This is a genomic window from Selenomonas sp. AE3005, from assembly GCF_000686945.1.
Classification (GTDB): Bacteria; Bacillota; Negativicutes; order Selenomonadales; family Selenomonadaceae; genus Selenomonas_A.
In genome coordinates this window covers 41,202-53,816 of sequence record NZ_JMME01000015.1, presented here as the reverse complement: position 1 = coordinate 53,816, position 12,615 = coordinate 41,202, and the positions used below count along the sequence as shown (strand labels likewise).

At 50.6% G+C, this 12,615-nt stretch carries 8 protein-coding genes; 2 read left to right on the top strand and 6 right to left on the bottom strand.

Annotated features, from left to right (window positions below; all coding sequences use genetic code 11):
* Positions 1-30: 30 nt before the first annotated feature.
* Positions 31-1,095, top strand: a complete 1,065-nt coding sequence (locus DL94_RS0109805) for a tartrate dehydrogenase (protein ID WP_028130000.1) — start codon at positions 31-33, stop codon at positions 1,093-1,095.
* Positions 1,096-1,437: 342 nt separating this feature from the next.
* Here DL94_RS0109805 and rbr read toward each other — a convergent pair whose 3' ends face one another.
* The 6 genes from rbr to DL94_RS15860 form a co-directional block, all read right to left on the bottom strand.
* On the bottom strand, positions 1,438-1,980 hold the full coding sequence (gene rbr / locus DL94_RS0109800; RefSeq protein ID WP_028129999.1) for a rubrerythrin: 543 nt from the start codon (positions 1,978-1,980) through the stop codon (positions 1,438-1,440).
* An 80-nt stretch (positions 1,981-2,060) separates the two neighbouring features.
* Positions 2,061-3,854 (bottom strand): methyl-accepting chemotaxis protein, encoded by a 1,794-nt coding sequence (locus DL94_RS0109795; RefSeq protein ID WP_051586402.1) that lies wholly within the window; start codon positions 3,852-3,854, stop codon positions 2,061-2,063.
* A 146-nt stretch (positions 3,855-4,000) separates the two neighbouring features.
* Complete coding sequence (nagE, locus tag DL94_RS0109790) at positions 4,001-5,377, bottom strand: N-acetylglucosamine-specific PTS transporter subunit IIBC (RefSeq protein WP_028129997.1); 1,377 nt, start codon at positions 5,375-5,377, stop codon at positions 4,001-4,003.
* Between the two features lie 98 nt (positions 5,378-5,475).
* Positions 5,476-7,596, bottom strand: a complete 2,121-nt coding sequence (locus tag DL94_RS0109785; RefSeq protein WP_028129996.1) for a filamentous hemagglutinin N-terminal domain-containing protein — start codon at positions 7,594-7,596, stop codon at positions 5,476-5,478.
* Positions 7,597-7,710: 114 nt separating this feature from the next.
* Entirely contained in the window at positions 7,711-9,339 is a 1,629-nt protein-coding gene (locus DL94_RS0109780; protein ID WP_028129995.1) for a ShlB/FhaC/HecB family hemolysin secretion/activation protein, read from the bottom strand.
* 426 nt (positions 9,340-9,765) lie between these two features.
* A protein-coding gene (locus DL94_RS15860; RefSeq protein ID WP_156031784.1) for an IS3 family transposase occupies positions 9,766-11,165 on the bottom strand; the annotation gives its coding sequence in 2 pieces (ribosomal slippage) (positions 9,766-10,619 and positions 10,619-11,165; 1,401 coding nt in all).
* 88 nt (positions 11,166-11,253) lie between these two features.
* On the opposite strand from DL94_RS15860, the gene DL94_RS16315 reads away from it, so the two are divergent.
* The gene (locus tag DL94_RS16315) at positions 11,254-12,600 is read left to right on the top strand and encodes a helix-turn-helix transcriptional regulator (protein WP_197020737.1); all 1,347 of its coding nucleotides are present in this window, start codon (positions 11,254-11,256) and stop codon (positions 12,598-12,600) included.
* The last annotated feature ends 15 nt before the right edge of the window (positions 12,601-12,615 follow it).

Genomic DNA, 12,615 nt, shown 5'->3' with positions numbered 1-12,615 from the left:
AATGTGTGTTTGACAGAAAGGAGCTTTGTTATGCAAAATTATAAAATCGCCGTTATCGCCGGTGACGGCATCGGCCCGGACGTTATCGCGGAAGGGAAAAAAGTGCTCGAGGGCATTGCCAGACTCGATGGCAGTTTCAGCGTGGAGTTTACAGATTTTCCCTGGGGTTGTGAGTATTATTTAAAGAACGGCTGCATGATGCCGGAAAACGGCCTGGATATCCTCAAGGATTTTGACGCCATCTACCTGGGCGCTGTCGGCTATCCCGGCGTCCCCGACGATGTTTCCCTGCAGGGCCTGCTGCTGAAAATCCGCCGGGGTTTTGACCAGTATATCAATCTGCGTCCGGTAAAACTTCTGCAGGGTGCGCCCTGTCCCTTGAAAGACGTATCGGAAAAGGATATCGATATGGTGGTGGTCCGCGAAAACAGTGAGGGCGAATACGCCAATGTCGGCGCCCGGCTCTACCCCGGCACAGAACAGGAAGTCGCCCTGCAGACGGGCGTTTTCTCCCGCAAGGGCTGTGAGCGCGTCATCCGCTATGCCTACGAGCTGGCCAAAAAGGAAGGCAAAACTCTAACCAATATCAGCAAGGCTAACGCCCTGGGCTACTCCATGGTATTCTGGAATGAAATCTTTGCCGAAGTGGGGAAAGATTACCCAGAAGTAAAAACCAGCAGTCTGATGGTAGACGCGGCCAGCATGTTCTTTGTTAAAGACCCTAAGCGTTTCCAAATCGTCGTGACGAGCAACCTCTTCGGTGATATCATCACCGACCTCGGCGCCGCCATTGCCGGCGGCATGGGACTGGCGGCCGGTGCCAACCTCAACCCGGAACGCAAATTCCCCAGCATGTTCGAACCCATTCATGGCAGTGCCCCGGATATCGCCGGCCAGGGCCTGGCCAATCCGCTGGCAGCCATCTGGAGCGTCAGCCAAATGCTCGACTTCTTCGGTCATGAAGACTGGGGACAGAAAGTTATCGCGGCCATTGAAACCCTGTTGTGCGAGAAACAGACGCTGACGCCTGACCTCGGCGGCACGGCCAAAACCAGCGACATCGGCGCAGCCATATTGGAAATTTTACAGCGCTGATACACCTTATAAGTACTGCCTGCCTTTACGTGGCAGCGATAATTTGCCATTTCTATTTAACATGGCCGGGCAGTGATACTTTGCCATGATAAATACAACCGGCTTGGCAGTGATACTTTGCCAGTCTCCGCTTAGACCGTAAACTAAAACAAATTTTGACCTTTAAATTTAATAGCTCTAAAAGCCATAAACTCGCTGTGCTCAGACAAATGGCTTTTAGAGCTATTTTTTAGTATGGTCAAAATTTGTTTCTTAACGTTTACAGTCAAACGCTACGCTTTGGCAAAGTATCACTGCCAAGCCAAGGTACAAACCAGCACCCAATCTCTATCTTCCTACTGCTTAGTAGTTTTCCGCGTGAATCTCGAAGTAGCTCTGCGGATGAGCGCAGACCGGGCAAAGCTCTGGTGCCTTCGTGCCTACAACGATGTGGCCGCAGTTACGGCACTCCCAAACCTTGACTTCGCTCTTCTGGAACACTTCTTTCGTCTCCACATTTTTCAGCAGAGCCCGATAGCGTTCCTCATGGTGTTTTTCAATTTCACCCACCATACGGAATTTGGCAGCCAAATCCTTAAAGCCTTCCTCTTCGGCTGTTTTGGCAAAGCCTGCGTACATATCCGTCCATTCGTAATTTTCCCCGTCAGCGGCATCGTTGAGGTTCGTTACCGTATCAGGTACACCGCCATCATGCAGCTCTTTGAACCACATTTTGGCATGTTCCTTTTCATTGTCCGCAGTTTTCAGGAACAGGGCCGCAATCTGCTCATAGCCCTCTTTCTTGGCCTTGGACGCATAGTACGTGTATTTGTTGCGCGCCTGGCTTTCCCCGGCAAAGGCAGCCTCCAAATTTTTCTCCGTCTGGGTTCCTGCATATTTGCTCATAAATTCAACCTCCTAAAATATTATTTAATACATCACCTGGTCAGCCGTGCTGTCAAAACGCGGCTGACCAGGCAACATGCTTACACCTTAAACTTCTGAACTTCTGCCTGCAGCGTCCCGGCCATCTTCGCCAGCTGCTCACTGTTGGTGTTCATTTCATGCACCGAGGCCGACTGCTGCTCCGTAGCTGCCGACACAGTTTCGGAGTTGGACACAACACTGCGGCTCATTTCCTCAATGTCCTTAATCGCGGTCTGACAGCTGTCAGCGCTGTCCGTTGCCTCCTTGGACGCACCGGCAATCTGCTGCGAACGGTCGGAAATCTTTTCCACCAACGTGACGATAGCGGAGAATTCCCGGCCGGTTTCCTCGACGCTGTCTTTGGCCGTGGCCAGATTTTCCGTGCCCTCGTTCATACTGCTGACCGCCTGCTGGGTTTCACTCTGAATCTGCCCAATCAGGCCGGCAATCTGACTGGCGGCCTCTTCGGACTGCGCGGCCAGCTTGCGGATTTCATCAGCCACTACGGCAAAGCCGCGGCCGGCGTCACCGGCACGGGCAGCCTCGATAGCGGCATTAAGGGCCAAAAGATTGGTCTGCTCCGCAATCCCGGAAATAGTATCGGTTATACGGCCGATTTCATCGGAACGCTCGCCCAGGCTGTTGACCACACGGGCGGATTCACCCACCACTTCACTGAGGCGGGCCATATCCTTGACCGTACGGGTAACCACCTGGTTGCCGTTCTGGGCCTTTTCCGCAGCCTGCTTTGTTTCCACAGCGGCCCGGCGTGCATTATGAGCCATGCCGCCGATACGCTCCAGCAGGACATCCATAGACTGGGAGGCCTCATCGATGGCCGACAGCTGCTTATTGGTAGCCCCGGCCACATCGGTGATGGATTCCGCCACCTGCTGGCTGGCCGCTGCCGACTGGGTAGTCATTTCATTGAGCTGGGCTGCGTCACTGGCCACCTGGTCAGCCGACTCCTTAATGGAGCCCATGAGCTTGCGCATATTGCCGCCCAAAACCTTCAGGATTTCCACCATCTGGCCGATTTCATCTTCACGTGCCGTATATTCCGGCTTTACCGGCTCGGCCCGGTAATCGCCGCTGGCAAACTTCTGCAATCGTCCCGTCACAAAGCTGATAGGGTCACCAAAGCTCTGGGCAATCTTTGCCCCCAGCAGGGCCATAATCAGCGACACAACTAAAATAATAAGCGACGAAATCAGGATTTTATGATAGAGTGCCTCTTTATTGGCCTCCGTATATTTTGCCGCCTCGGCATCAATGTAATCAATCCAGGAGCCGGTGCCCACAATCCAGCCGTAAGGCTTGAATTCCAGCACGTAATTGCGCTTGGGCAGGGACTGGCTTTCACCCGGTTTCGGATAGGAAAAATCTACAAAACCGCCGCCGTCCTTCTGGCCTTCCTTCCACATGTTTTCCATGTAGGGAACGCCATTGGGGTCTTTTTCCCCGCGGCGCATCTTGCCCTCGGCTGCCCTGTTGCCGGCATGTGCTACACAGATACCCGTATCTTTTTCATCAGCAAAGAAATACCCCTTGCCATCGTCATAGCGTACTGAGCGCAGGACATCCAGGGCCATGCTTTTGGCCTGAGCCTCCGTAAGTTCACCGGACTGCTGACGGGCATAAATACCATTCAGCGAGGATACTATCCCCTCTGTCTGCAGGCGCAATTCCCTGTCATAATGCTCTGCCAGCTGCTGGCGGTAGTCTGCCACCAGTTTATCATTATCAGAAATTGTGCTGTAAAGGAAGTAGCCGCCCACAGCCAGGGTAGCCACCACGCTGACAGCAGCAAACAGCGCTGTCAGCTTGCCACGAACCGACTTCATAAAAAACATAAACCCACCCCTTTTCACATCTTGTCGTACAAAAATATTTCTCCATTCCGCTGAAAAATCCTGCCCCCTGCGCAATAATCAGCTGCTTTTTCCTGCATAAAAAAAGACAGCCGACAAATGTCAGCTGCCCTAAAGCCTAAACGAAATTATACACTTAAGATTTCATTGGCCACGTGTTCGGCATTAGTGCCGATAACCACCTGAACCGCATTGCCCGTGGCAAATACACCGCGGACGCCGTTAGTCTTTTTGAGTTTTTCATTATCCATTTTGGACAGGTCTTTAACCGTGCAGCGCAATCTGGTGGCACAGGAAGAAATTTCCTCCAGATTATCACGGCCGCCCAAAGCTGCCAGTACCTGCTCGGATAACTCGCTCAGTTCCACCGGTTCTGACGTCAGGACGTTTTCCTCATCATAGCGGCCGATGGTCGGAATATCAAACTGGCGGATAGCCCAGCTGAAAATACCGTAATACAGGATAAATACACCCACACCGATGACCAGAATCATCTCCGGCTTGGTAGCCAATCCCCAGTCAATAACATAGTCGATAAAGCCGGCGGAGAAACCAAAGCCGTCCAGCACGCCCAGCGAATAAGTAACAGCCAGGGACAGACCGGTCAGCACCGCATGCACCACATAGAGGGCCGGGGCCAGGAACATGAACATAAACTCGATAGGTTCCGTAATCCCCGTCAGAAAAGCCGTAAAGGCCACCGAGGCCAGCATACCGCCGATTTTGGCTCTGTTTTCCGGCTTAGCCGCATGGTACATGGCCAAAGCCACGGCCGGCATACCAAACATCATCATGGGGAAGAAACCGGCCATAAACATACCGGCAGCCGGGTCGCCGGCAAAGAAACGATTCAGGTCACCCGTAGCTACCGCGCCCGTAACCGGGTTGGTATATTCACCGAACACGAACCAGATAAAGCTGTTCAAAATGTGGTGCAGCCCCACGGGAATCAGCAGGCGGTTCAGCACACCGTAGACAAACGTACCTACAGCGCCAGCGCCGATAATCCATTCACCCACACCGTGGATAAAGGCCTGACAGGGCCCCCATACCACACCGAACACAGCGGCCAGGACAATGGATACCGCTGCCGTCACAATGAGAACAAAGCGGCGGCCGCCGAAAAAGCCCAGATATTCCGGCAGTTTTACCGTATGATAGCGGTTGTACAGGATACCGGCCTCAATACCGCTGACGATACCGGCCAGCACACTCATATTGAGGGTTTCATCAATGGTCTTTAAGGCCGACGTCAGAATAAGATAACCGATAGCACCGGCCAGACCGGCCGCGCCATTGTTATCCTTGGCCAGTCCTACACCGATACCAATGGAAAAGATAAGTGCCAGATTATCAAAGACCGCTCCACCGGCCTTGGTGATAAAAGGTATATTCAGCACATCAGGCGCACCTAAGCGCAACAGCAATGCTGCCGCCGGAAGTACCGCGATAGGCAGCATCAGGGCTTTGCCAATATTTTGCAGCTTGGCAAACCAATTCTTCATAGATTTCACTCCTTAGGACATAAATAATACAAGGCAGTGAGCCAAAACTGCACTGCCTTGCGTATTTTACCACAATTATCTAAATATTACAATGGGTATCAATTTTCATCTTCGTCGTTATTGCTATTGACCTCACCACCCGTAGGAGCTGACTTATCGGTATTTTCCACGATGCTGCTATCGCCAGCCGGAGCAGCTGCTCCTGTATCAGCTGTCGGCATAGCGGCCATAGGTCTGTCACCTCTGCCGGGATTGCTGGTAGCCGCTACGATATTGTTTTCCGTATCTCGCTCCATGCTCCTGCGCTGCTCGCTCGACATATTGCTGCCCATCAGCTCAGTAAGGATATCGCGGATAACATCCATACGGGAAGAAGAACCGCTCTGACTATCTGCAGTCGGGGTAGTAGGCGTAGCCGGAGTAGTCGGTTCGGTGCTGGGGGTAGTAGGCGTAGCCGGAGTAGTCGGTTCGGTGCTGGGGGTAGTGGGTGTATCGGTTGTCGGTTCGCTGCCGGGCTTTTCGCTGTCAGTCGCTGCAGCTCCGCCCCAGATGGCATTGACCTTAGCCTGCAAATCAGCAGCAGATACGGATGTTCCATAGGTGTTGCCAGAGGGGTTGGTTACATTGGCGTAGTAGGAATTGGTGACAGTAGGATTATACGTAACAGTTGTTTCGGACCAGCTTTGAGTTTCATCATCCCAACTAGAAGCTATGCTTTCAAAACTGCCAACAATACCGCCAACAGTATCGCCAGTTACAGTACCACTATTATATGCGTTATTTATCGTCAGTCCATCACCTTCCATGGCGCCGACAATACCGCCGGCCGTACCTGGCATCGGATATTCACCAGTAGTTCCTACTGCCTTAATTGCACCGGTGTTATAGGCATATTTTATATTTTTAGCTTCACTGCCGGTCTGCCCCACGATGCCGCCAATACCATAAGCGCCATCTACAGCACCGCTGTTTTTTGCATTCGTGATTGTGCCGCCGTAAAGCATTCCAACCACACCACCGATATCGCCGCCGGTCGTTCCGCCAGTTACCGTTGCCGTATTTTCTACATTAGTCAGTTTGGCACTAAAACCGGCACTGAAATTCCCCATAGTTCCCACAATACCACCGGTAAATGATTCGGCTGCCGTAATGTTACCGCTGACATAGATATTAGAGACTACACCATCCACGAAACTACCGGCCAGTGCCCCTGTACCATTATAGCCCGAACCGGTTATATCCACATTTTCCAATCGCAGATTCTTAACCGTACCGCCGGAATATTCACTGGTATTAAAATCGAAATTGCCAATCTGTGCAAAAAGGCCGTTGCTGCCGCTTAACTTGTTTACGGTATAGCCCAAGCCATTAAAATACCCAGTAAAGGGCGTTGCCATACTGCCCAGTTCTTCACCTGCAGCCCCCAAGGTTGTGAAGGAGGCAGAACTCAAGTCAACATCACCTGCCAGCAGATACTTCCCGTTCATGTTCGTAATCTGGCTCAAATCTGTAACCAAGGTCGCCCCTTTTACTATTGGCGTCACTGTCACAACACCATCTATTATTTTTGCCGTGCCTTTTACTATCTTACTAGAAGTATAATTATCTGCCACACCGCCAATTATCACCGTGTCGGCACCAATAACATTTGCGACCTTATCAAGTACAGTCGTATCCTGCAACACGACCTCCTCTGCATTGAGAATTAGTGAATTAGCAGACGATACATTAACCAGCGCTACAGAAATATCGCTCCCCTCAGTAACACTGCTTCCCAAAATTGACGGATTTGTATTGCCATTGAGGAAGGCATCCTTATTTACGCTTTCAATCGGCGCTGTGGAGGCCGTCAGCGAGCCGACATTGATAACGGCTCCGCTGCCGAACACGATACCATTGGGATTGACAAGGAAGATATTGCCGCCGCCTGTAAGTGTGCCATAGATATTGGACACATCCGGCCCTTTGACCAGATTGAGATAATTACCGGCATCAAAATTGACAGTTTCGCCCTTGGCGATGCTGAAGGCCTGCCAGTTTATGACATTGTTGGCCGCGCCGCTGATGTCCATCGTGCTGCCGCTGACTTTGATGGTGGCACTGTCACTATGACCGCCTGCCGGCAATGCCTGCACCAGGGGCAGCAGGGAAAACATACCGACACCTAAGGCCAATGCAATCTTCCTGCCTAAATTTTTCTTAAATTCCGACTTTTTCATTGATATCGCTTCCTTTCATCTTGCCTATCCTAAACAACGGTATTAAAACTGCGCAGCGGCAGCGAAAAATTCCCTTCGCTGCCCTTCTGCACAGCAACCTGACGAAAAATCAGCTTACCAGATTTTCCCCAGCATGAACCACAGCCTGTTCTTGGCCTGCGCATATTCGCTGGTATTGTCGCCCAAACCAATGCGGCGCGCATAGTCAAATCTGGCATAGAAATCGTTGGGACGTACCCATGCAACACCGATGCCCCAGCCCTTGAGGGTCGTATTGCGCGTATTCGGATGATCCTCCGAATAGACGCGGCCGCCATCAAGGTATGTGGACAGGGTCAGCCCCTGAACGCGGGGAATATGATAGCGAACCTCGACCGTACCGAGAAAGCCTTTATCCCCCGAACCTTCGCCCTGAGGATAGGCTCTGACGCCATTCATGCCGCCCAGATACATTTCCTCGCTGGAATCAAGGTCACTGCCGGAAACCTGCGCCGATCCTCTTACCAGCACATCCCATTGAGGCGCAAATTTGTGTACCATCGTGGCATCCGCCGTCAGCTTGCTGAAGCTGCCGTCACGCCCCGTTACGGAATCGCCTTTCAACGTACCGCCATAGCCTGTAACGCCATAGCTGAAGGTGGTTTCCGCTTGTTTCTTGAAGCCATTTAGCCCTACATGCACAGCATGGCTATGTTTTTTCCATTTGACACCTGCCCTGTCTACCTTATCCTCAATATCACGATAATCATACCCGTAATTAAGGTAAAGCGCCTCTTTGCTGGTATGGAACAGCGGTGTCAGACCGTACAGGCTATAGGTAGTCGCCGTTCCTTTAAAACCAAAGGCCGCAAAGTCAGCCCCCAGTTCGTAGTTGCCATGGGAAATGCCCACGCCCAGCCGGGTGCCGCTGCGCCCGACAACGGTATCATAGCGTATGCCAAAGTTCTTCTGGCTGGCATTGGACACCATCCCATTCAAGCCCAGATGATCGCCCATACCGCTCAATTCATACCAGTCGGCGGTAAAACCGTAGCGATAGCGTCCGGCAGGATGACTGCCATAGTTGTTGACATAGAGCATATACGTTTCGGCTTTGCCATTTTCCACCTTGATAACCAAATCGCTCTCGCCCTTATTTGCCCCCGGCTGCAGCAGACCGCCGGCTTTCACGCCGCCCAGATCGATGATATTGTAGAGCGCGGATTCCAGCGATTTTCCTTCCACCATGTCGCCGCTTTTCAGCCCCTTGACCAGACGCTCTAGCACGGCAGTCTTGACCTTGCTTTGGTTATCAATGGAGATATTACCGTATCTTCCCGGCGCTACAGCGATGGTGATATTACCCTCTGCGCTTTTCTGCTCCGGCAGATATGCTGTTGCCGCCGGATAGCCATGAGAACGGAAATAGCCGGTAACTTCGGCGGCGGCCTTATTGAGGTCTGCCAGCGTCACCGTTGTGCCTTCATAACGGGCTGTTATCTTCGCCAAATCCTCAGCCTTATATTTCATGGCTTCATCAGTTGTAACCGTCAGCTTGGTTAAGGCAAAGCTGGCCGTGCTGTCAGCCTGTACGTCATTGGGAACGGCAGTTTCCACATCTGCCGCTGCCTGCTGCCGTTCCAGATTCTCACGCACCGTACCCGGATTGTCGGGAATAGCCGGAGCAGCCAACGCCGTTCCCATCCACATGAAGCCCATAGCGGCCGCAATGAGCCCATACTTCTTCTTGTCCAATTTCTTCATATTCAGAAAACCTCCCTTAACTAACGGCCTGTCTACACTATCGACCGCTTGCTTATAATTTTAAGCAAAAAACGGTACAAATCCTACTGTACTCAGGTACAGTTTTTCCTGTACCTGCTATATCCCCCTCTATTGTAAAATCTTTTTGGTGTTGTTATAACGAGGCAAGAAAATGTCCCCCACCTCAGCAGGTGGGGGCACGAATACCAAAACAGGCGGCGAGCATATCTCTCGCCTCGTTGCGAAGCGAAGCTAGTCCTTTAGGGAAACGCCAAGAGGAAGTTTTGCCTATGGCAAAACTGGAACAACTGCGTTATAATTGAGTATGCGAACAGGAGGTTGATTATGCTTTACGGTCTATACGTGTAGTGACCCCATAAAGTTAGACCTTAACGGTAGTAGCAATTATATGCTGCTACCGTTTTTTTATGCTGCGGCATGACGTAAACGGTAATCTACAGGACTGAGCCATCCCAGCTTGGCTTTGATTCTGTGGTTATTGTAGTATGTGATGTAATGGCGGATAGCTTGTTCCAGTTCGTCAAAACTGTGATAGGTATGTCCATAATAGATTTCCTGTTTTAACAGGCCAAAGAAATTTTCCATCACGCTATTATCTAGACAGGTGCCTTTGCGAGACATACTTTGAAAGATTCGCTCTTCCTTCAATCGGCCAACATAGCTGCCCATTTGGTAAGCCCATCCTTGATCGGAATGGAACGTCCGACGATAAGGGCAGTCGCTGGTAATGGCAATTGCTTTCTCCAAAGCAGACATAATGCCTTGTGACGATGGCCGTTTTGTGATACTAAAGCTAAGGATTTCACGATTATAAAGGTCAAGGAACGGGTCCAGATATGCCTTGCGAGTAATAATGTTCCCGTTGGTGTCAATTTCATAATACTTAAATTCAGTGGTATCTGTGGTGATTTTCTGATGTGGAATACAGGTATCGAAGCGACGGCGTAACCGATTGGGTGCAATGCGCCCAACAGTTCCTTTGTAGGAATTGTATTTGCGGTTCTTGTGGGAGAATGATTTTACCTGCAGCCCTAATTTCTGGACAAGGCGCTGAACCTTCTTGCGATTGACTAAAAGTCCCTCTTCGCGGAGCTTCCCCCAGATTCGACGATAACCGAAGTCCTTGTCACACTGCCGAATAGCTTTAATCTTTGCTTCTAAATCGGCATCCAGATTTTGTCGGTCAAATCGCTTCTGCCAATACATATAGGTGGCTTTAGGAAGTTTAATAACTGCAAGGATGTCTTTTAATTTGAAGGATCCTCGGAGACTGTGGGCGATCCTTGCTTTCGCTTCTGCGCCTCTTGCTCCAGGCGCAATCTCCTCAGTCCTTTTAAAAAGGCCACCTCAATACGGAGCTTGAGATTTTCTTCTTCTAGCTGCTTAAGCTTCTCATCTTGATTCATATTGCAGTCCGGTGTAATACTGGTTTTATCTGGCACCTTTGGCCGCCTGCCTTTCCGTTGCGTTTTGAGACCTTCTATACCAACAGCACGATAGCGTCGAACCCAGTTTACTAAAGGCCCTTCAGATTTCAATTTAAGTTGAAGTGCTAATTCTTGGTAAGAAATTTCTGTACTTAAATATAACTTTACAGCATTTAACTTGAATTGGAAAGAATATGTTTCATTTTTTCTTGACCGTTGAAGCCCCTCTTTCCCCATTGCCCGATATTTTCCGACCCACTCTTGAATGCGTTTTTTGGCAGGTATCTTGTATTTTTGGGCTAAGGCAACGTATCCAATATCCCCTTTCAAATATTCTTGAACTACTTTCAATTTGAATTCAGCACTATATTTTGCCATAAAATGACCCCCATAAGTTAGATTGACTGGTCTAACTTATGGGGGTCTCTACAACGCCAGCGCATTTTTTTACAATGTGCTGTTCTATATGATGCTGCTCAGACAAGTGCCTGCCGCAGACATTATCCTTTATAATACTGCCTTTATGCTGTTGTGTGGCGGCGGCATGGTGCTGTATGGCTTTGCCCATGAAAAATTCTCCCTTGCCGCAGGCAGGCGCGCCTTACAAGTTTCCCTGCTGGGCAGCGCCACAGGCATCAGTCTGCTTTCTTTGGCAAAGGGAGCTTGGTTTTCATGGTCTGCAATACTGTTGTTTGCCCTCTCTTTTGGCTATTTGTTTGCCTGTATTGCCCACAAAGCCGCATATCAGATACCTATCGTCAGGCAGGGACGCTTCATTGGCTACTCACTGGCTTTGTCCAATTTCAGCCTGTACTTTGCCCTGCTCCTGCCGGATGCCAGCCAGTCAGCCGTCATGCTGGGCGCTGTCCTGCTGACTTTTTTCCTGCTGAAAAAAATCCCTCATAACACTCTGCCTCAGATGACCTTCGTCAGCCAAGCCGCGGAGGTGAAAAAGAACCTGCCGCTGGCTGTGCTGATTGCAGCTGCCCTTGGGGTGCTGGTGGGTCTTGACGACAGCATTTTTATCCCACGCTTTGCCGAATACGAAACCTCTTACTTCGGTATATCACGGCTGTTTACTGCAGGCGGCTTTTTGCTGGCAGGCTATCTTGCCGATATGTTTCCTTTTTATCTGCCCATTATTGCCATTGTTGCCAAGAGCGCGCCAATGCTAGTCCGCGCCAGCAGTCCCCAGTTCCTCCTGTCCCTGCTGGCCTACACCGATGCTTTCTTCACCGGGGCGTTGATTGTACTGGTTATCCGTCTGTTCTTCTTTATCGCGCCTTACACCAAACGCCCTGCGCTTTGGGCCACGATGGGCAGAGGGATTGAAATGCCGCTGAGCGGCCTTGCGGCACTATGGGGGACACTGTACCTTGAATCCGCCGGTATCGCTGTGATTTTGGCAGTACATACGGCTTTGCTGCTGCTCTGCGCCGTTCTTTTCTATCAGGTACTCATAATCTATGCCCGGACACAAAAATCCCGGCCTCTTACAGCCGGGAATCTCATGAAAAACGATATAAATCCCATCAATAATCTGACGGACAGTGAACTGACGCTGGCGGCCAATGCTTCCATCCCCCTGACAGCGCCTAATACAGCCTCCCCTCAGGACATCATGCGGAGAACTTATGGCCTTACAGACAGGGAAGCCGATGTTTTAATGGAAGTCCTGCAGGAAAAGTCTATTTCCGAAATCGCCGCCGCCCTGTTTGTCACCGAGCGGACTGTAAAATACCATATCGGCAACCTCCTGAAAAAAACAGACTGCCAAAATCAAATAGAACTGCGTGAGAAAATTCAGCTCTGATTTTCGTTAAATTAT

Bases quoted from the DNA above. Each gene is read 5' to 3' on its own strand.
- rbr (WP_028129999.1), bottom strand. From the start codon at position 1,980: ATGAGCAAATATGCAGGAACCCAGACGGAGAAAAATTTGGAGGCTGCC.
- DL94_RS0109805 (WP_028130000.1), top strand. From the start codon at position 31: ATGCAAAATTATAAAATCGCCGTTATCGCCGGTGACGGCATCGGCCCG.
- DL94_RS0109785 (WP_028129996.1), bottom strand. From the start codon at position 7,596: ATGAAAAAGTCGGAATTTAAGAAAAATTTAGGCAGGAAGATTGCATTG.
- DL94_RS0109795 (WP_051586402.1), bottom strand. From the start codon at position 3,854: ATGTTTTTTATGAAGTCGGTTCGTGGCAAGCTGACAGCGCTGTTTGCT.
- DL94_RS16315 (WP_197020737.1), top strand. From the start codon at position 11,254: ATGATGCTGCTCAGACAAGTGCCTGCCGCAGACATTATCCTTTATAAT.
- DL94_RS0109780 (WP_028129995.1), bottom strand. From the start codon at position 9,339: ATGAAGAAATTGGACAAGAAGAAGTATGGGCTCATTGCGGCCGCTATG.
- nagE (WP_028129997.1), bottom strand. From the start codon at position 5,377: ATGAAGAATTGGTTTGCCAAGCTGCAAAATATTGGCAAAGCCCTGATG.